Origin of the sequence: Streptomyces sp. H27-C3, assembly GCF_030063415.1 — a bacterium.
In the GTDB taxonomy this organism is placed as follows: domain Bacteria; phylum Actinomycetota; class Actinomycetes; order Streptomycetales; family Streptomycetaceae; genus Streptomyces.
Genome location: NZ_JASITA010000006.1, coordinates 114,557 through 131,390, shown reverse-complemented (window position 1 = coordinate 131,390; position 16,834 = coordinate 114,557). Strand labels below are relative to the sequence as shown.

General features: G+C 69.5%; 29 protein-coding genes. All 29 read left to right on the top strand.

Annotation, left to right across the window (positions count from 1 at the left end; genetic code table 11):
- The first annotated feature begins 57 nt into the window (after positions 1 to 57).
- The 29 genes from QMK30_RS07960 (at position 58) to QMK30_RS07820 (ending at position 16,744) form a co-directional block, all read left to right on the top strand.
- Positions 58 to 708: a hypothetical protein gene (locus QMK30_RS07960; RefSeq protein WP_283516478.1), complete on the top strand. Its 651-nt coding sequence runs from the start codon at positions 58 to 60 to the stop codon at positions 706 to 708.
- 415 nt (positions 709 to 1,123) lie between these two features.
- Entirely contained in the window at positions 1,124 to 1,291 is a 168-nt protein-coding gene (locus QMK30_RS07955; RefSeq protein ID WP_283516477.1) for a hypothetical protein, read from the top strand.
- The gene (locus QMK30_RS07950) at positions 1,288 to 1,566 is read left to right on the top strand and encodes a hypothetical protein (RefSeq protein WP_283516476.1); all 279 of its coding nucleotides are present in this window, start codon (positions 1,288 to 1,290) and stop codon (positions 1,564 to 1,566) included. The genes QMK30_RS07955 and QMK30_RS07950 overlap by 4 nt, the downstream gene beginning before the upstream one ends.
- Positions 1,563 to 1,841 (top strand): hypothetical protein, encoded by a 279-nt coding sequence (locus QMK30_RS07945; protein WP_283516475.1) that lies wholly within the window; start codon positions 1,563 to 1,565, stop codon positions 1,839 to 1,841. The genes QMK30_RS07950 and QMK30_RS07945 overlap by 4 nt, the downstream gene beginning before the upstream one ends.
- On the top strand, positions 1,838 to 2,203 hold the full coding sequence (locus QMK30_RS07940; RefSeq protein ID WP_283516474.1) for a DUF6907 domain-containing protein: 366 nt from the start codon (positions 1,838 to 1,840) through the stop codon (positions 2,201 to 2,203). The genes QMK30_RS07945 and QMK30_RS07940 overlap by 4 nt, the downstream gene beginning before the upstream one ends.
- The gene (locus tag QMK30_RS07935) at positions 2,200 to 3,006 is read left to right on the top strand and encodes a DUF2637 domain-containing protein (protein ID WP_283516473.1); all 807 of its coding nucleotides are present in this window, start codon (positions 2,200 to 2,202) and stop codon (positions 3,004 to 3,006) included. The genes QMK30_RS07940 and QMK30_RS07935 overlap by 4 nt, the downstream gene beginning before the upstream one ends.
- On the top strand, positions 3,003 to 3,128 hold the full coding sequence (locus QMK30_RS07930; protein WP_283516472.1) for a hypothetical protein: 126 nt from the start codon (positions 3,003 to 3,005) through the stop codon (positions 3,126 to 3,128). Before QMK30_RS07935 ends, QMK30_RS07930 begins: the two co-directional genes overlap by 4 nt.
- A gap of 3 nt (positions 3,129 to 3,131) precedes the next feature.
- Entirely contained in the window at positions 3,132 to 3,644 is a 513-nt protein-coding gene (locus QMK30_RS07925) for a hypothetical protein (RefSeq protein WP_283516471.1), read from the top strand.
- Between the two features lie 453 nt (positions 3,645 to 4,097).
- Positions 4,098 to 4,241 (top strand): hypothetical protein, encoded by a 144-nt coding sequence (locus tag QMK30_RS07920; protein WP_283516470.1) that lies wholly within the window; start codon positions 4,098 to 4,100, stop codon positions 4,239 to 4,241.
- Between the two features lie 95 nt (positions 4,242 to 4,336).
- Entirely contained in the window at positions 4,337 to 4,480 is a 144-nt protein-coding gene (locus QMK30_RS07915; protein ID WP_283516469.1) for a hypothetical protein, read from the top strand.
- Between the two features lie 69 nt (positions 4,481 to 4,549).
- Positions 4,550 to 4,843 (top strand): hypothetical protein, encoded by a 294-nt coding sequence (locus QMK30_RS07910; RefSeq protein ID WP_283516468.1) that lies wholly within the window; start codon positions 4,550 to 4,552, stop codon positions 4,841 to 4,843.
- Between the two features lie 140 nt (positions 4,844 to 4,983).
- Positions 4,984 to 5,208 (top strand): hypothetical protein, encoded by a 225-nt coding sequence (locus tag QMK30_RS07905; protein WP_283516467.1) that lies wholly within the window; start codon positions 4,984 to 4,986, stop codon positions 5,206 to 5,208.
- A gap of 90 nt (positions 5,209 to 5,298) precedes the next feature.
- Complete coding sequence (locus QMK30_RS07900) at positions 5,299 to 6,033, top strand: DNA-methyltransferase (RefSeq protein ID WP_283516466.1); 735 nt, start codon at positions 5,299 to 5,301, stop codon at positions 6,031 to 6,033.
- Positions 6,034 to 6,170: 137 nt separating this feature from the next.
- Positions 6,171 to 6,443, top strand: a complete 273-nt coding sequence (locus QMK30_RS07895) for an HNH endonuclease (protein ID WP_283516465.1) — start codon at positions 6,171 to 6,173, stop codon at positions 6,441 to 6,443.
- Positions 6,444 to 6,533: 90 nt separating this feature from the next.
- Complete coding sequence (locus QMK30_RS07890) at positions 6,534 to 7,046, top strand: HNH endonuclease (RefSeq protein WP_283516464.1); 513 nt, start codon at positions 6,534 to 6,536, stop codon at positions 7,044 to 7,046.
- Positions 7,019 to 7,471 carry an AAA family ATPase gene (locus QMK30_RS07885; RefSeq protein ID WP_283516463.1) on the top strand — a complete coding sequence of 151 codons (453 nt, stop codon included), beginning with the start codon at positions 7,019 to 7,021 and terminating at the stop codon, positions 7,469 to 7,471. The genes QMK30_RS07890 and QMK30_RS07885 overlap by 28 nt, the downstream gene beginning before the upstream one ends.
- Positions 7,472 to 7,723: 252 nt before the next feature.
- The gene (locus QMK30_RS07880; protein WP_283516462.1) at positions 7,724 to 8,005 is read left to right on the top strand and encodes a hypothetical protein; all 282 of its coding nucleotides are present in this window, start codon (positions 7,724 to 7,726) and stop codon (positions 8,003 to 8,005) included.
- Positions 8,006 to 8,057: 52 nt separating this feature from the next.
- Positions 8,058 to 9,467, top strand: a complete 1,410-nt coding sequence (locus tag QMK30_RS07875; RefSeq protein WP_283516461.1) for a terminase large subunit domain-containing protein — start codon at positions 8,058 to 8,060, stop codon at positions 9,465 to 9,467.
- Positions 9,468 to 9,478: 11 nt separating this feature from the next.
- Complete coding sequence (locus QMK30_RS07870; RefSeq protein ID WP_283516460.1) at positions 9,479 to 9,658, top strand: hypothetical protein; 180 nt, start codon at positions 9,479 to 9,481, stop codon at positions 9,656 to 9,658.
- Positions 9,655 to 10,809, top strand: coding sequence for a phage portal protein (locus QMK30_RS07865; RefSeq protein WP_283516459.1), 1,155 nt, complete (start codon positions 9,655 to 9,657; stop codon positions 10,807 to 10,809). The genes QMK30_RS07870 and QMK30_RS07865 overlap by 4 nt, the downstream gene beginning before the upstream one ends.
- Positions 10,810 to 10,820: 11 nt before the next feature.
- Positions 10,821 to 11,495 (top strand): HK97 family phage prohead protease, encoded by a 675-nt coding sequence (locus tag QMK30_RS07860; protein WP_283516458.1) that lies wholly within the window; start codon positions 10,821 to 10,823, stop codon positions 11,493 to 11,495.
- Between the two features lie 143 nt (positions 11,496 to 11,638).
- Entirely contained in the window at positions 11,639 to 13,006 is a 1,368-nt protein-coding gene (locus tag QMK30_RS07855; protein WP_283516457.1) for a phage major capsid protein, read from the top strand.
- A 58-nt stretch (positions 13,007 to 13,064) separates the two neighbouring features.
- Positions 13,065 to 13,406, top strand: a complete 342-nt coding sequence (locus QMK30_RS07850; RefSeq protein WP_283516456.1) for a hypothetical protein — start codon at positions 13,065 to 13,067, stop codon at positions 13,404 to 13,406.
- 16 nt (positions 13,407 to 13,422) lie between these two features.
- Complete coding sequence (locus QMK30_RS07845; protein ID WP_283516455.1) at positions 13,423 to 13,971, top strand: head-tail connector protein; 549 nt, start codon at positions 13,423 to 13,425, stop codon at positions 13,969 to 13,971.
- The gene (locus QMK30_RS07840; RefSeq protein WP_283516454.1) at positions 13,971 to 14,441 is read left to right on the top strand and encodes a hypothetical protein; all 471 of its coding nucleotides are present in this window, start codon (positions 13,971 to 13,973) and stop codon (positions 14,439 to 14,441) included. The genes QMK30_RS07845 and QMK30_RS07840 overlap by 1 nt, the downstream gene beginning before the upstream one ends.
- 29 nt (positions 14,442 to 14,470) lie before the next feature.
- On the top strand, positions 14,471 to 14,692 hold the full coding sequence (locus tag QMK30_RS07835; protein ID WP_283516453.1) for a hypothetical protein: 222 nt from the start codon (positions 14,471 to 14,473) through the stop codon (positions 14,690 to 14,692).
- Positions 14,693 to 14,694: 2 nt separating this feature from the next.
- Positions 14,695 to 15,681 (top strand): phage tail tube protein, encoded by a 987-nt coding sequence (locus QMK30_RS07830; RefSeq protein WP_283516452.1) that lies wholly within the window; start codon positions 14,695 to 14,697, stop codon positions 15,679 to 15,681.
- Between the two features lie 11 nt (positions 15,682 to 15,692).
- Positions 15,693 to 16,214: a hypothetical protein gene (locus tag QMK30_RS07825; protein WP_283516451.1), complete on the top strand. Its 522-nt coding sequence runs from the start codon at positions 15,693 to 15,695 to the stop codon at positions 16,212 to 16,214.
- Between the two features lie 8 nt (positions 16,215 to 16,222).
- Complete coding sequence (locus QMK30_RS07820) at positions 16,223 to 16,744, top strand: hypothetical protein (RefSeq protein ID WP_283516450.1); 522 nt, start codon at positions 16,223 to 16,225, stop codon at positions 16,742 to 16,744.
- Positions 16,745 to 16,834 lie beyond the last annotated feature (90 nt).

Below are 16,834 nucleotides of genomic sequence, written 5' to 3'. Positions count from 1 at the left end.
CCCCGCTCGTACCGGGGCGGCCCTCCTTGACCACACGCCACGACGGAGGACCGATCCGTGACCACCTGCCTGCTGTGTGAGCGCCCGTCCGAGGACGGCTACCTCTGCCTCTTGTGCACGAAGGATCTTCGCGTGCGGCTGGAGTCCCTGCCCGGCCTGTACGCCGGGCTGTTGCCCTTCCTCACCCCGGCGGCGACCGGTGGTCAGGGCCGCGGGTCCAAGCCCGTGTACGCGCCACTCCCGGTGGCGGAGGACGTTCTCGACCTGCGCGGGCCGGGCGGGTTGGTGGGCGTGGCCGAGCGGTGGCTGGTCATCGTCCGGGAGGAGCGTGGGGTGGCGAAGCAGGATGGGCACCCGATGGGCACCATCGAGGGCCGGTTGCACTGTGCGACGCACGCCTTGGTCGGACACCTGCCCTGGGTCGCGGTGAGCTGGCCGGACGCAGGCGTGTTCGCCGAGGACATTCGTGCGGTGACCGAGTCGGTCCGCTCCATCGTCGACCCGCGCGAGGCGGTCGAGCGAGGCACACGCCTCGGGAGCTGTGCGGCCCTGCTCGGTGACGGCACGTCGTGCGGTGCTGTGCTGCGGCTGATGCCTGACGAGAAGGCCGCGCGGTGCTTGTGGTGCGCCACGATCTGGCCGCCGTGCACGTGGCTGCAGTTGAAGGCGTGGCAGGACGAGGACACGAAGGTGCGCGATGTGGCGTGACACCTTGCCTGCAACCCCGGGTTGTAGTAGCGTTCCGTCTGTGCCCAACAGCTCATGGCGCAAGAGAGTCGCTGATGAAAAAAGGCGGCAGAGGGACCTGCAAGACGAGCTGCGGGCCAGCGCCATCCGGAGAGCACACGCCCTCCTGGACGGCGTGGCCGAGCTGGGAAGCCAGGCTGCTGTCGCCCGAGAGATTGGGGTCAGCACCACCGCAGTACAGAACGCGATCAAGGACTACGGAACGGCGACTGCACCGCCGCCCGAGCCCACAACTGAAGATCAAAACAAGTAGGCCCCCCGGCTAAGGCGACTGCACCGCCGGCCGGAGGGCGACTACCCGGCACCCGGAAGGCGCGTCAACGCCAGACCGGGAGCTCACCCAGCCACATCCTGATAACAGCAGGAGGACTCGGCTATGGCCGATCATGCCCGCGTTGTGTCGGCCGACACAACTCCGCCAAACCCCGCTCGGCGCCTCGTGGCCGTCGGCACCATCCGCCGCCACGACGGCCGCACCACCACCGTGCGCGCCACCGAGACCGGCGTCACCGGCAGCATCCGCCCCACCGGCGGTGCACGGTGAGCACCCCCGAGATCGTCCTGAGCGACGACACCCGCACCCTCCTCGGCCTCCTCGCCGACAAGCTCGACAGCCACCGGCCCACCGCCGTGATGCACAACGCCACCCGCCTCGCGCTGGCCCTCGTCTTCGCCGAACAGCTCCACGGCCCCAGCGAGAAGGCGTTCACCGCCGAGCAGGACCTCCTCGCCGCCGCGCCGCCCGTCCGACCCGAGCAGACCCGCGGCGAGTACGCCACGCTCCTCCGCCTCCTCGCCCAGGGGGTGAGCGCACGATGACCGCGCTCCCCAAGCCCGTGCGTGAACTCCTCCAGGCCGTCGTTGACGCAGTCGACCTGCCCCTGCCCGACATCACCGAGCAGGACGATCGGGAGCGCACCCTGCTCCTGGACCGTCGTGCGGCCCACGTCGCGATCATCCTCGGCTTGGTGCTGAGGGACGGCGGAACGACGATCGCTGACCTCACCGCCGACGCCGCGCACCTCCGCAAGTACACCGCCGGCCCCCTCACCTACACCCCGTGGCAGGCACCGCGGGACAGGGGCACGTCGTGACCGCCCCGCGCACCGTCACGGTGCCGACCCTCGACCACGGGCCCATCACCATCCCCGAACCGGCCTGGTGCCTCGGCCACGAAGGCCACCAGCCCGAGTACCGCGTCGACATCACCCACACCGGCTCCGAGCACTCCTTCACCTTCAACGGCCACCCCCTGCTCGTCACGATGCTCACCCAGGCGCCATGCGCGACCATCGGCACCCGCGACACGGGGCTGCACGTCGAGCAGACCGGATACGCGAGGACCCTCGACCCGACGGCGCTCGGCCAACTCGCCGCAGCCCTCGTAGAGCACGCCGCCACACTGCGCGCCCAAGCCCGAGCCCTCTCCGCCCTCCTCGCACAGGAGGGCAAGTGAAGAGCATCGACGCCGCCCGGGCCCTGGCCATCGGCGCCGGGGTTGTGATCATCGGCCTGACCGCCACCGCGTTCTGGCTGTCCTACGCCCACCTCGCCGAGGTGGCCCTGGCACACGGCCTGGGCAAAGCCACCGAGCGCGCCTGGGCATGGCCCGCATGCCTGGACCTGTTCATCATCGCGGGCGAGATCATGTGGCTACGCGCCGCTCTCGCCCACAACGTCGACCCGTGGGCCATCGCCCTGACGGTCATCGGCTCGGCCGGCTCCATCGCCCTCAACGTCGCCGGAGTGACCGGCAACCGAGACCCGAGCGCCGTGCCGCTCCTCGACTACGTGGTCGCCGCCGTCCCGCCCACCGCCGCACTGCTCGCCTTCGGCGCCCTCATGCGGCAGGTACACCAGGTACTCGCCGGTCACGTCGAGCAGCCTGCGGCGAACGCTGAAGTGACCATCGAGCGGGCCGACGACGACCAGCCCCTTGCCCCCAACGAGGCACCGCCCATGGCGCTCAAGGCGGTCACCACCCCGGTCATCGAGCTGCCCGCAGCGACCCCGATGTGGGACGCCTACGGGACAAGCAAGGTGACCAACTCCGTACCGGCTGAGACCACCCGGCAAGTGGTCACCGAGCAGATCGTCCTTACCCCCCGTGAGCTGCTGAGGAAGGCCCGCAAGCTGCACTGGATGGCGGTCACTACGGGCGGGCGCGGCATGACCATCGACATGCTGCGCCGCGAGTTCGGTCTCTCTCGCCGCGAGGCGACCGACCTGCGCCGGAAGATCTTGGAGGACCGGTCATGACGGACCCCCGCATCATCCCGCCGCCGCCCAACTACCCGCCCGCCGCCGGGGCGAACAGGCCCACCATCGAGGCCCACGTCATCGTGGCCACGGCCTACGTCGTCGCGATCCGGAGCCGGTGACCCATGAACATCCCTGTGCACAACATCGTTTCCCTCGGCGGCGTCACCATCGGCCTGTCCATCCTCGGCTGGAACATCGCCCGCTGGTGGGTCGGCCACAAGAAGCGCAACATCAAGGCCTTGCTCGACCTGGTCCCGTTCACCCTCTGCGCCCTGTATGGGATGCTCCTGATCCTCTCCGCAGGCGGGCTCCTCGGCGGCGGCGCCGACTGGACCCTGTGGGGCACCAGCGCGATCGGTGACGCCGCTCTGGAGTACGGCGTCGGCGGCGGCACACCGAACGTGACCCGTACCTCGAACCTCATCCTGACCGACGGCGGACACGCGGTCGTCATCATCAGCACCGTCATCCTGATCGCTGTCTGGACCTTCAGGCGCGGGTTCCGCTGGGACCTGTTCTTCGGCGTCCTGTGCGGCATCTCGCTCGGCTTGTCGTCCGGTGCGGCCGGCGCCGCGGGCTACGTCCTGTCGCCCGTCGTATCGACGGCCGGCGACTACGTGGTCGGGCTCCTGTGAGCGGCGAGTTGAAGGCCGCGGCACAGCAGGCAGCCGACCGGGGGCGGGCTGCATGGGAGCGCCTCACCCTCGGCTCCGGGCTGCTCCTCCACGGGCTCGGCGGGTGGCTCTCGCCCGGCGGCTGCGGGCCTCTCCTGGCGCGCAGCGCGGGGGCTGCCGCGGCCCTCGCGTTCGGCGGGGCGCTGCTCCAGCGGGCGCCGCATCTGGCGTACGCCGTGCCCATTGCGTGGGCACTCGCCGCATGGCATCTGTCCGATTCGTCCGCCACTCCCCCACCAGAAGGGGTTGCCCCCTCTGCGGGCGTTTCCGCTGGTGAGGCCGCTAGGGCGGCGAGAGCGGTCATGGACCCGAACGGGGTTATGTGCATCACGCACGTACCTAGAGACGAGGTGAGCACCGACCAGACCTAAGCTCCACCGACCCCCGCTCCACCCACCGCCGAGAGGACCCGAAATGGACCGCTGCGAAGACTGCGCCAGCTCCAACTGCCCGGACTGCGGCACCCACTACTGCTGCGAGCCGTGCCCCTGCACCCGCTCCCACAACTGCGACTGCGAGTGCTCCGCGTACGACCGGCGCATGACCGACGCCGACTGACCAGCACCCGTCCGACTAGCCCCGGGGCGGTCGCCCTGCTTGCCGGCCGACGACCGCCCCGGTCCCATCCCGAACACGCGAGACAGGACCCGATCATGGCACTCCGCAAGACGATGCCCACGCGCGACCCGAAGCAGGCCGTCCCCGAGAACCCCCACAGCCACGCCTACTCAGGGCGCGACGGCGGGCACGTCCCGGCCGGACCGAAGCCCGTCCCTGGAACCCCCAAGAAGGGCTGAAGCCCGCCCACAGCCACTGACGGCCCTGCCCGGACCTGACACCCTGCACCCACAATCTCGGAGGACCTCATGAGCGACACCCGCCAGTACGCCTACCTGATCGAGCGCACCGACGAGGACGACCCGAATCTCCCGCCCGTCGAATGGAACCGGCGCTGCCTCAGCCGCGGCACCCGCACGGTCATCCCCACCGAGCCCGACAGCCCCGCCACTACGCGGGACCTGGCCGACGAGCTGGTGCGCCAAAACCGCGTGGACCACTCGTACTACACCGGGCCGCTGCGCTGCTCGATCTGGCACCGCTCGCCCGGCGACCGGCTCCCGGACACCGCGCCCGAGGTTACGGAGCGCTTCGACTACTGATCGCACCGCCGTTGTCAGTCCCCACCCGTACCGTGCGAAGTCCAAGCTGCTGGCGCTACTTGGACCCGCCGCCGCCCCCTGCACCCGCAGGGGGCGGGGCCGTTCTGCGCCGGCGAACGGCGATACCGCACCATGGGGACATGGAACCCGTCCTCCTCGACGCCTACGCCGCCCAGGCCGCTACCGGCGTCAAGCCGGGCACCATCCGCCAGTGGCTACGCCGAGGCCGTCTCATCCACCACGGATACGACCGACAGGGCCGCGCGTTGATAGACCTCCGCGAGCTACGGGCCCGCTCCGCCCAACGCCCCTCGGCGCTGCCCCTGACCGAGGCCAAGCGGCCCCGCGTCGACCCCATGGACTAGAACGTAAGTTCTATTGCATGATCATTGGTCACGGCAACGACTCGCTCACCACTCACCGTGGCGTACGCGACCTGCCACCTGGAGGCACCAATGACCGACTGGGCCCTGCACACCGGAGACGCGCTGACGATCCTGCCCACACTCAACACCCCAGTCGACGCCGTCATCTGCGACCCGCCCTACAACAGCGGCGGCCGCACCATGACGGAGCGCACCACCCGCACCGCCCGCGAGAAGTACCTCACCGAAGGCGGCCGGCACGTTGCCCCCGACCTCGCTGACTTCACCGGCGAGAACCGCGACCAGCGCTCCTACCTCGCCTGGCTCTCCCAGATCCTCGCCCACTGCCACCGCCTGACCCGGCCTGGCGGCGCCGCCCTCGTCTTCACCGACTGGCGGCAACTCCCCACCACCACCGACGCCCTCCAGGCCGCGGGCTACACCTGGCGCGGGATCGCCGCCTGGCACAAGCCCATCGCCCGGCCTCAACCTGGCCGCCTGCGCCAGGAATGCGAGTTCATCGTCTGGGGCAGCAACGGCGCAATGATCCCCGGCAATGATCCGGTGTATCTGCCGGGGCACTTCACCGGCAGCCAGCCCCGCGGCAAGGACCGCCAGCACATCACTCAGAAGCCCCTCGACGTCATGCGCCAGCTGGTGCGCATCGTCCCCGTAGGCGGCACGGTTCTCGATCCGTTCGCCGGTTCCGGCACCACCGGAGCGGCCGCGCTCGCCGAGCAGCGACGCTTCATCGGCATCGAGCAGTCCGCCCACTACACCGCTGTGGCCCGCGACCGCCTCGATGCCTTCGACACTGCGGCGTAGCAGCTTGACCAGCTAGATCACACGGTGTAACACTCGGGGCACGTCCAGCGTGCCCATACACCGCTGACCACGACTCTTGAAGGCCCCGACCACATCCCCCCGGTCGGGGCCTTCGCGATGCGCACGGAGAGGCGCCCGTGCCCAGCAACCCGCGCAACGGGCGCCCGTACCGCCGCCTGGTCGCCGCAGTGAAAGCCCTCGGCCACCCGTGCTGGATCTGCGGCCACAACATCCCCGCCAGCCTTGACGCCCGGCACCGCATGTCGTTCACCCTCGACCACCTCGTACCGCTCAGCCGCGGCGGCAGCCTCCTCGACCCCGCCAACGCCCGCAGCGCACACCGCAAGTGCAATTCGAAGCGCGGGAATCGCCTCGCAACCGCACAGTCCCGCGCATCCAGACGCTGGTAACCCATAAGCAGCCGCCACTGATCACGGCGGACAGAACGGCCCGACACCGCTCCCGTGGTGCCGGGCCGTTCGCATTCCACGGGAGAGCTCATGCAGACCAAGTACGACCTGGCGCGCACCCGCATCGCTACTGGCGCTTGGTGTGTCGATACGGCGACCGGACACGTCGTCGGAGGGCGTGGCGCTCCCGTCGGCTACGTCATGTCGACGGGCTACGTCCACATCGCCATCAAGGAACAGAAGCGAGTCCGGCGTCTCTATGCGCACCGCGTCATCTGGGAGTCGGTGCACGGACCGATCCCCGACACGATGCAGGTCAACCACATCAATGGCGTCAAGAGCGACAACCGCATTGCCAACCTGGAACTGGTCACGCCCGCAGGCAACGCGCGCCACGCCTACGACACCGGACTAAGTACGCCGATGCGGGGCTCACGAAATGGCAACGCCAAGCTGACGCCCCAACAAGTCTCCGAGATCCGCGCGCGCCACGCTGCTGGCGAGCTGCAGCGGACCCTCGGTAAGGAATACGGCGTCAGCAGAGGTCAGGTGTCACGCATCGTTCTCGGCCGCCGATGGGCAGTCGCCCCGTGCTGTTCGTGATCACCGGCCCTCCCGCGGCCGGCAAGACCAGCTGGATCCAGTCGCACGCCAAGGCCGCGGACATCGTCATCGACCTGGACCGCATCACCGTGGCCCTCACCGGCCCGGGCGCACCGCAGTGGAACCACGACCCGCTCACGCAGCGTGTGGCCCAGCGCGCCCGGTACGCAGCCATCGACGAGGCCACCCAGCACCTCGACAAGCTCGACTGCTACCTGATCCACACGATGCCCAACGCGAAGGCGCGAGCGAAGTACAAGCGTCTGGCCGCGCGGATCATCGTGGTCGACCCGGGCCGCGACATCGTGATGCAGCGCATCGACGCCATGCGCGCACCGGAGATGAAGCGCGTCGCGACCCGCTGGTACAACTCCCGCCGGGGCCAGTCACGGACAGCGATGCCCCAGGCATCCCGCCCGTGGTGACACACAGCCACACACGCTGAGCGTCACCGACCCGGGGCCGGCAGGGCTCCCGATGGGCTGATCAGCGGCCCGAATGAAGATCAACGCCGGTCGGGTTCCCGTTCTTTCCGCTGCGGACCGGGCGACCCAAACGCCCTTGTCGCCCGGTTTTTTGCGCGGCCAAATCCAAAGCTGATCTTGCTCTGAACTCCAACGTCAGCTAAATCGATCCGTCACCCTGCGTGACATCACTGTGGGTGACGGGAGCCGGTCATGATCGCGGACGACGTTGCCTCCGAGTTGGAACTACTGGGTGTGACCAGCGTGTCTCCCGGTATGTCCGCCGTAGCGATCAAGCTCGCGCGGGCTCTGGACGCGATCGAATCCGGTGACGCTCCGACATCTCAGGCCGTCGTGGCGGACAAGCTGACCGCGATCATGACCAAGCTTCGCGGCCTCGCGCAGCCCGCTACGGAGGGGGATGGCGTCGATGACATTGCTGAGCAGCGAGAAAAGCGCAGGTCAGAGGCCCGAAAGCGAGCCGCCGGCGGCTGACGATCGTGTGTACGGCTGGCAGACACCGCCGATCGAGACCACCCCGCCGGCCGTGTCGACCGCGGGCCAGGAGGCCATTGACCTCGCGGCCAAGGCGGGCCTGTACCTGGACCCGTGGCAGCAGCACATCCTGAGGGTCGCGATGGGCGAGAAGCCCAATGGCGACTGGGCCGCGCCCGAGGTCTGCGTGAACGTCCCCCGCCAGAACGGCAAGGGCGGGGTGATCGAAGCCCGGGTGTTGTGGGGGCTGTTCATCGGCGGCGAGCAGGGCATCCTGGTCAGCGCTCACGAGTTCAAGACCACGATGAACACGATGAAGCGCATCGAGCGCCTCATCCGTGGCTGCCCCGACATGCACAAGCGTGTGAAGGCGTACCACAAGACCGTGGGCCGCGAGGGCATCGAGCTGCACGACGGGCGGATGCTTCAGTACGTGGCCCGGTCGCGTGGCTCGGGGCGCGGGTTCACCGCGGCGCTCGTCATCTTCGACGAGTGCATGATCCTCGGCGACGACGCGATGGGCGCGCTGGCGCCGACGACGGACGCTGTCGACAACTGCCAGCTCTGGTACCTGGGAAGCGCCGGGATCGGTCACCCGTCGCAGCAGTTGGGGCGCCTGCGCAGGCGTGCTCTGGCGGCCCTCGCATCCGATGAGCCGGATCCGGTCCTGGCGTACATGGAGTGGTCGATCGACGCGCACCTCGACGAGTGCCCGCCTGGGTGTACGGAGCATGACGAGCTCGGCTCGGTCGAGTCGCTCCTGAAGTCGAACCCGGCTGTCGGCTACCGCCTGCAGGTCGAGAAGAGCATGCACCGGAGGCTGACGATGGGCGATGCCCTGTACGCCCGTGAGCGGCTCGGGGTGGGCGAGTACCCAGCGGACGGCACGGACACGTGGCAGGTCATCGGAGAGGACGCCTGGCGGGCCCTGGCGGACGCCGACTCCAAGCCGGACGGGCCGGTCGTGTTCTCCATCGACATGACACCGGAGCGCTCGCACGCGGCGATAGCCGTAGCGGGGCCGTGGCGGGGCGGCACGCACCTGGAGGTCATCGAGCACCGGCCCGGTACCGGCTGGATCCTGGACCGTGCCGAGCAGCTGCACACGCGGTGGAAGCCGCGAATCTGGGTGGTGGATGCGGGCGGACCGGCCGGGTCGCTGATCGCCGATCTGCAAGAGCGGCTCGGCATCGAGGTGGTCAGCCCGAAAGCCCGCGAAGTGGCCGCAGCCTGCGGGCAGCTGTACGACGCGGTGACCGAACAGACCGTCTCCCACCTCGACCAGGCGCCGCTAGCCGCGGCCCTGGCGGGCGCCCAGCAACGGCCTCTCGGTGACGCCTGGGCGTGGGCCCGGCGCGGCGTGAACACGGACATCAGCCCGCTGGTCGCGGCGACGCTCGCCAAGTGGGGCCTGGGCGCGCCCGTCGATGAGGACGTCGACCCGCTGGACAACATCTTCTGAGAGGGGCCCGCATGGACAGGGCAAAGGCAGCGGTCGCCCTGGCCGGGGCCGCTGGGTGGATCGTCGCGAGGCTGCCCGGTGTGGCCGGGGCCGTTCTTGTGTCGGCGGCCGGCTGGATGGTGTTCGAGCCTGCGGGGCTGTTCCTCGCTGGGGCGTTCTGCCTGGCGGCGGATTGGCGGGGGGCTCGATGAGTCTGTTCTTCGCGGGCCGTGAGAAGCGGGCGGTGTTCACCGAGCCGGAGATTCCCCGCCCGTCCGCGGCCAGGTCCACGTTCGCGCGTATCAACCTCGCGCGCGCCGAGTCGAGTTTGCAGAAGGTCGCGGTGTGGGCCGCTGTCGACGTCATCGCCAGCCTGGTGTCCACCCTGCCCCTGGACGTGTACCGGGGGGTCGGCAAGGCCCGCAAGGAGCTGGACAAGCCCAAGGTCATGGTCGACCCGGCAGGGGACGGCTACGGCCTGGACGACTGGGTGTATCAGTACATGCTGTCGCTGCTGCTGCGCGGCAACACCTACGGCACGGTCGGCGACCGAGACCGGCTCGGCAACCCGAAACAGGTCGTGCTGTACCACCCCGACGAAGTGCAGGGCTGGCGCGACCCGAAGAGCGGCGAGCCGCAGTGGCGGGCCGGCGGCAAGAAGGTGCCCGCCGATGAGATGTGGCACCGGCGGGCGTATCCGGTACCGGGCCGCCTGCTGGGCCTGTCACCGGTTGAGCACCACGCCATGACGATCGGGCTGGGCCTGGCCGCCTCGCGCTTCGGCATGCAGTGGTTCGAGGACGGGGCGCACCCCTCGGGGATGCTCACCAACGACGCGGCCCTGGACGCGGGGCAGGCGAGGACCGCGAAGGAGCGGTTCATGGCGTCGCTGCGCGGCTCGCGTGAGCCGGTGGTGCTGGGCCAGGGATGGAAGTGGGCGCCGATCTCGGTGTCCGCGAACGAGTCGCAGTTCCTGGAGACGCAGCGCTACACCTCGGCGGAGTGCGCCCGCATCTACGGGCCCGGCATGCCGGAGATCCTCGGCTACGACACCGGCGGATCGATGACCTACGCCAACGTCGAGCAGCGCTCCCTGGACCTGCTGACGTACGCGCTGGACCGGTGGCTGGTGCGCACCGAGCGGATGTTCACCGGCATGCTGCCCGAGGGCCAGTACGCGAAGTACAACCGCTCGGCGCTGGCCCGTACCGACCTGCTGACCCGCTTCCGGGCGCACGCCATCGCGCTGCAAAACCGGTGGGAGGTCGTCAACGAGGTCCGCGACCTGGAGGACATGGCACCCGTGGACTGGGGCGACAAGCCGAACGAGCTGCCCGCACCGACCATCAAGATCAGTGACTAGAAGGGGGCGCGATGAGCGTCAAGAGCGACCGGGCCAAGGCGTCCGGGACCGTGCGGCGCGCGTTCCCGGTCCGCCTGGAGGTCCGCGCCAAGGCCGGCACGTCTGGGGTGTCCACGGTCGAGGGGTACGCCTCGGTGACCGAGGCCCCGTTCGAGATGTGGGACTGGCTCGGCCCGTACTCCGAAGTGGTCCGCACCGGCGCCTTCGGCAAGACCCTGGCGGAGAACCCGCAGGTGCAGCTGCTGCTGAACCATTCCGGGCTCGCCATGGCGTACACCAAGGCCGGGTCCCTGCGCCTGTCGGAGGACTCCACGGGCCTGCACATGGAAGCTGATGTCAACTCCAAGCGCTCGGACGTCTCCGACATGCTCGCCGCCCTGGACGAGCAGAGCGTGGACGAGATGAGCTTCGCGTTCAGGGTGACGCGCCAGCAGTGGTCACCGGACTACGACCAGCGCGACATCCTCGAAGTCGACCTGCACCGCGGCGACGTCTCGGTGGTCAACTTCGGGGCCAACCCCGCCACCACGGTCGGCGCGATGCGCGCGGCCGACTTCGACCACCTCGACGAGGCCGACGCCCGGGCGCTGTACGAGCGCCTGCAACGCCGCCTGGAGCCCGCGCCCGTCGAGGCCGGGCACCCGCTGGCCCTCTACCTGGCGCAGGCCGAAGCACTCAGCCTGTAGCCGCACCCGCCTGCACCACCTGACGCGCCGGAGTCCACGCCGGAGCGCTGTTCGCCACGCCCGCGCAGCGCCACCACCTGGACCACCACCCGGACGGATCCGCAGGCGCGACCCCACCCACACCCAAATGAAGGGAGCGAGCCATGCTCGCCTACCTGCGCAAGCAGATGACCGCCGCGCTCGAAGCCCGGGCCGCGCTGAAGACCGAGATGGACTCCGTCCTCACCGCGCCCACGGCCGAGAAGCGCAACCCCACCGACGCCGAGGCCACCCAGTTCGCGGAGAAGCGCGACGCGGTCAAGGCCAAGGACGCCGAGATCGAAGAGTTCGCCACCAAGATCAAGGACCTGGAGGAGGACGAGCAGCGCGAGCAGCGCGCCGCGCAGATCCTCGCCGAGCACCTCCAGACCGGAGAGCGCCGCGAGCGCGTGCAGGTCACCAGCGAGCCGGAGACCTACCGCAAGGGCGGGGCCACCTCCTACTTCCGCGACCTGTACCGGGCCACGGAAAAGGGTGACCGTGGCGCCATCGAGCGCCTTGAGCGCAACGACCGCGAGGTCCAGGAGAAGCGCGCCGTCACCACCACCGACGGATCCATGGGCGAGTTCGTGCCCCCGCTGTGGATGGTCAGCGACTACGTGGCCCTGGCCCGCGCGGGCAGGGTCGCAGCCGACCGGGTGCGCCACCAGCCGCTGCCGGCGGGCACCGACTCCATCAGCCTGCCCAAGGTCGCCACCGGCACCGCGACCGCCGAGCAGACGGCGCAGAACACAGCGGTGCAGAACACCGACGCCACCCTGACGAGCGTGACCGCGGCCGTCGCCACGATCGCCGGTCAGCAGGTCGTCCCCCAGCAGCTGCTCGACCAGTCGCCCATCAACGTCGACGACATCCTGCTCGCCGACCTGGCGGCCGACTACGCGGTCAAGCTCGACACGTTCGTCCTCAACAACAACGTGGCGAACAAGCGCGGCCTGCTCAACGTGACGGGCATCAACGCCATCACCTACACCGACGCCACCCCCACCGTGGGCGAGCTGTACCCCAAGGTCGCCGACGGCATCCAGCTCGTGCACACCAACCGGTTCATGCCGGCGGACACGATCCTGATGCACCCGCGCCGCTGGGCCTGGTTCACCGCGCAGGTCGACACCGCGGGCCGTCCGCTGGTCGTGCCGGTGGCGAACATGCCGCAGAACGCGCTGGCCGCCATGGACGGCGTCAACTCCGAGGGGTTCGTGGGCACGTTGCAGGGCCTGCCGGTCTACGTCGACCCGAACATCCCGACCAACCTCGGGGTGGGCACGAACGAGGACCGCGTGATCATCCTGCGGGCCGACGACGTGATCCTCTTCGAGGGATCCCCGCGGGCCGAAGTGTTCCGCGAGACGAAGGCCGACCAGCTCTCCATCCTGCTGCGGTTCTACAACTACGCGGCGATCCACAGCGAGCGCTACCCGAAGTCCATCGCCGTGATCGCGGGCACCGGCCTCATCGCCCCGACGTTCTGACCGCCGTGGCCGCCGGGCCCACCCCGGCGGCCCCCGCCTGCCCCTGGAAGGACCAGCCGTGGCTGCACGCACGAGCACATCGACCGCCCCCGCCAAGCCGGACGACCAGCAACCGCCCCCCACTACCGAGCCCGACCCCGCGGCAACCCCCGCACCGCCGGCGCCCGATCCCGAGCCGGACGCGAAGGCGCCCACCACCAAGCGCGAGGCGAAGGCAGCGGACGAAGCACCGGCCAAGCGCGGCGCGGTGGATGACGCGTACATCGACGCCCTGTACCGCGAGCGCGAGGGCTACACCCGCTACGGCCGCAAGGACCGGGCATCTGAGGTCGCCGCCGAACTCAAGCGCCTCGGTGCCCCGCTCGAGCGCGCGGTCACCGCCCCGCCCGAGCGGGCCTGAGCCAAGGGAGCACCCGGTGCCACTGCTGACACTGGCCGACGCCAAGGCCCAGCTCGACATCGACAGCAGCAGCCACGACACCGAGCTGCTGGCGTACATCGAGGCCATCACCCCGGTCATCGAACGCCACACCGGGCCGGTGGAGAACCGGGAGGTGACCGAGATGCTCAACGCGTACGGCACCCGCCTTGCCCTGACCAAGGTCCCGGCCGTGTCACTGGCGTCCGTCACCCCGGTCCTCACCGGCGGCCTGGCCCTAGACGTCGCGGACCTGGCGCTGGACGGCGAGGCCGGGGTAGTGCGGCGCCTGGACGGCGGCACGTTCCACGGAGGCCCGTGGACCGTCGTCTACACCGCAGGCCGCGGTACGGTTCCCGCCACGATCAACCTCGCTGCCCGCATCCTGCTCCAGCACCTGTGGCGTACTCAGTACGGGGCGGCCCGCGGCGGCGGCGGAGCCGACGACTACAACTCCAACGACCCGGTGCCCGGCTTCGGGTACGCGATCCCCAACCGAGTCCTGGAACTGCTCGAAGGCTTCAAGGCCCCGCCCGGGATCGCCTGATGGCCACGACCTCACGCGTCCCCGCCGCCCTCAACGCGCTGCTGACGATCCTCCGCGCGGCCCCGGCCCTGGCAGCGACCCACATCGAGGACGGCCCGCCCGGGGTGAACCTCACCGACCGCCACCGCCTCTACATCGGCTGGTCTCCCTCGGGTGATCAGGCCGTCGATCTACAGCAGAGTTTCGCCAGCGCCGGAGCCCGCACCCGCGACGAGTCGTTCACGATCACCTGCTACGCGGAGTCGCGCGCGGGCGACAAGGACATGGCGCTGCGCCGCACGCAAGTCTTCGAGATCGTCGCGGCGGTGGAGGCCGCGTTGCGCGCCACCGACGCCTTCCCCGAGGCGCCGACGCTGCTCGGCGCGGTCCTGTGGTCCGAGCTGACCACCGGCTCCCTGACGCAGGAGCAAGGCTCCGACGGGGCTCTGGCGGGCCTGGTGTTTTCGGTGTCCTGCCGCGCCCGCATCTGATCACCCCACCCCCAGCGAGGAGTACAGCCATGGCGCGCGTGCGCTACATCGGCCCTGTCCCGGTCACCGTGCCGGAACTCGGCGGCAGGACCATCCACCCCGACGAGATCGCCGAGGTGCCCGACGACCGGTACGACGGCTACGTCTGCCAGAGCACCACCTGGGAGGCCGTCGAGGAGCCGAAGGACGAGCCCCCGGCCCCCAAGAAGTCCCCCGCGCTCAAGACCGTTTCGACCACGAAGGAGGCCTGACCATGGCGATCGGATCCGGGCTCGGCGCGCAAGTCGGCCTCGCAGCTGAGAGCGCCTACGGAACCTACGTGGCACCGACCAAGTTCGTGGAGTTCACCAAGGAGTCGCTGGCGCTCAAGAAGACCGTCGCGCAGAGCGCGGGCATCGCGGCGAACCGTCTGCTGCCGCTGTCCTCGCGGCGTGTGTTGACCCAGCGGGAGGCCGCCGGATCGCTGGAAATGGAGGTCACCAACACGGCCATGGGTGTGCTGTTGCAGTCGCTCATGGGGACCTCGGTCACCCCGGTGCAGCAGGCCGCGACCGCGGCGTACCTCCAGACGCATACCCTCGCGGACACCGTCGGCAAGAGCCTGACGATTCAGAAGGGCGTGCCGCTCACCACGGGCACGGTGACGCGCAAGAACTTCCTGGGCTGCAAGGTCATCAGCGCGGAGTTCTCGTGTGAGGTCGGCGGCATGCTGACCGTGTCCTTCGAGATCGACAGCAAGGACTGCGAGGAGACCAGCGTTCTCGCGGCCGCCACGTACCCGGCCATGAGCCCGTTCCACTTCGGGCAGATGAGCGCGAAGACCGGCACGTTCGGTGCGGAGGTCGCGCGCGACGGCATCCGCAAGGTGTCCGTGAAGTTCGAGCGTCCTCAGGCCACTGACCGGTTCTACGCCGGACAGAGCGGGCTGAAGAAGGAACCCATCAGCAACGACCAGGTGAAGATCACCGGCTCGATGGAGATGGACTACGTCGACACGACCCTGGACGACCTGCACACCAGCGACGCCGCGACGTCGTTCCAGTGGGACTTCATCGGCCCGCTGATCGCAGTCACCCACTACGAGCGGTTCACGGTCAAGCTCCCGGCGATCAGGTTCGATGACGCGCCGCCGACCGTCGAGGGCTTCGACCTGGTCAAGCCCACCCTGCAGTTCACCGGGCTGTACGACGGGACGAACCAGCCGCTCATCGAGTACATGTCCCGCGACATCACGCTGTAGGAGGTGGCCCCGTGGCCGTTGGCTCCGTACAGATCCTCGGCACCGGACAACTGCTGGAATTGCAGCGGAAGCTGCGCGCGGCCGGGCAGGAGAACCTGCGCCGCAACATGCAGCGAAGGATCCGCCGCGCGGCTGAGCCGCTGCACGCCGACCTCGTGGCGACGGTGAGCGGTCTGCCGATCCGGTCGGCCGGCCGCTCGGCGGGGAAGCGTGGCGGGCCGTCGCCGACGACTCGGCCGCTGCGCGCGACGATCGCCGGGGCTATCCGGATCAGCGTCCGGACGTCTGGCGCACCGGGTGCGCGGGTGTGGGTCGACAAGTCGCGGCTGCCGCACGATCTCCGCAACATGGCGCAGACCCTCAACGACCCCAGCGGCAGGGTCAGGCACCCCGTGTTCGGCAACCGGCGGCGGTGGGCGAACCAGACCGTGTCCCCGTCGATGTGGTGGGAGAAGACGGTCGGCAAGCACAAGCCGCGTATGCAGTCCGAGGTCGCTCGCATCGTCGATGACGTGCGCAGTCAACTGAACTAGGAGCAGCAGTGATCATCATCTATACGCCCGAGGGCTGTGAGCCGGAGCAGTACGACGCCGGGGCGCTGAAGGTGAGCGAGGTGTCGATCGTCCAGCGGACCATCGACCAGACGTGGACCCAGATCAAGGCCGGTCTGCCGGAAGAGGACCTCGATGCGATGCGCGGCATCGCATGGGTCCTCAAGAAGCGCACCCATCCCTCGCTGCGGTGGGGGGACTTCGACCCGGGCGTCGACGAGATGACCACTCGTTTCGACAACAAAGAGGTCCGGGCCTACATCGAGAACGCATTGGCGATCCGGGCGACGGACCCGACCATCACGAACGAGGCGATGGCCGAGGCGCTGTCCGGATTCCCGGACGCTGCTGTGGATCCGGCGATGGCTGAGGCGCTGATCAAGGAACTGATCGCGGCGTCCCCAAAAGACCTGCCGCCGGAAGCCCCGGTGGACGAGGAGGGGACTACGAGCCCGAGCCCGACGTCGACGTCGCCCGAACCCAGTGGCTCGGACTCTTCGGCTTCTTCCTGAAGATGCCTCCCACAGTCGTCGACGAGCAACTGGTCGGCGACTTTTTCACGCTCATTCGCTGGATGGAAACCCACCAGCAGGCGCAGATGT

Bases quoted from the DNA above. Each gene is read 5' to 3' on its own strand.
- QMK30_RS07885 (WP_283516463.1), top strand. From the start codon at position 7,019: ATGGGCAGTCGCCCCGTGCTGTTCGTGATCACCGGCCCTCCCGCGGCC.
- QMK30_RS07945 (WP_283516475.1), top strand. From the start codon at position 1,563: ATGACCGCGCTCCCCAAGCCCGTGCGTGAACTCCTCCAGGCCGTCGTT.
- QMK30_RS07830 (WP_283516452.1), top strand. From the start codon at position 14,695: ATGGCGATCGGATCCGGGCTCGGCGCGCAAGTCGGCCTCGCAGCTGAG.
- QMK30_RS07910 (WP_283516468.1), top strand. From the start codon at position 4,550: ATGAGCGACACCCGCCAGTACGCCTACCTGATCGAGCGCACCGACGAG.
- QMK30_RS07890 (WP_283516464.1), top strand. From the start codon at position 6,534: ATGCAGACCAAGTACGACCTGGCGCGCACCCGCATCGCTACTGGCGCT.
- QMK30_RS07855 (WP_283516457.1), top strand. From the start codon at position 11,639: ATGCTCGCCTACCTGCGCAAGCAGATGACCGCCGCGCTCGAAGCCCGG.
- QMK30_RS07955 (WP_283516477.1), top strand. From the start codon at position 1,124: ATGGCCGATCATGCCCGCGTTGTGTCGGCCGACACAACTCCGCCAAAC.
- QMK30_RS07930 (WP_283516472.1), top strand. From the start codon at position 3,003: ATGACGGACCCCCGCATCATCCCGCCGCCGCCCAACTACCCGCCCGCC.
- QMK30_RS07925 (WP_283516471.1), top strand. From the start codon at position 3,132: ATGAACATCCCTGTGCACAACATCGTTTCCCTCGGCGGCGTCACCATC.
- QMK30_RS07865 (WP_283516459.1), top strand. From the start codon at position 9,655: ATGAGTCTGTTCTTCGCGGGCCGTGAGAAGCGGGCGGTGTTCACCGAG.
- QMK30_RS07905 (WP_283516467.1), top strand. From the start codon at position 4,984: ATGGAACCCGTCCTCCTCGACGCCTACGCCGCCCAGGCCGCTACCGGC.
- QMK30_RS07835 (WP_283516453.1), top strand. From the start codon at position 14,471: ATGGCGCGCGTGCGCTACATCGGCCCTGTCCCGGTCACCGTGCCGGAA.
- QMK30_RS07860 (WP_283516458.1), top strand. From the start codon at position 10,821: ATGAGCGTCAAGAGCGACCGGGCCAAGGCGTCCGGGACCGTGCGGCGC.
- QMK30_RS07920 (WP_283516470.1), top strand. From the start codon at position 4,098: ATGGACCGCTGCGAAGACTGCGCCAGCTCCAACTGCCCGGACTGCGGC.
- QMK30_RS07870 (WP_283516460.1), top strand. From the start codon at position 9,479: ATGGACAGGGCAAAGGCAGCGGTCGCCCTGGCCGGGGCCGCTGGGTGG.
- QMK30_RS07900 (WP_283516466.1), top strand. From the start codon at position 5,299: ATGACCGACTGGGCCCTGCACACCGGAGACGCGCTGACGATCCTGCCC.
- QMK30_RS07840 (WP_283516454.1), top strand. From the start codon at position 13,971: ATGGCCACGACCTCACGCGTCCCCGCCGCCCTCAACGCGCTGCTGACG.
- QMK30_RS07915 (WP_283516469.1), top strand. From the start codon at position 4,337: ATGGCACTCCGCAAGACGATGCCCACGCGCGACCCGAAGCAGGCCGTC.
- QMK30_RS07880 (WP_283516462.1), top strand. From the start codon at position 7,724: ATGATCGCGGACGACGTTGCCTCCGAGTTGGAACTACTGGGTGTGACC.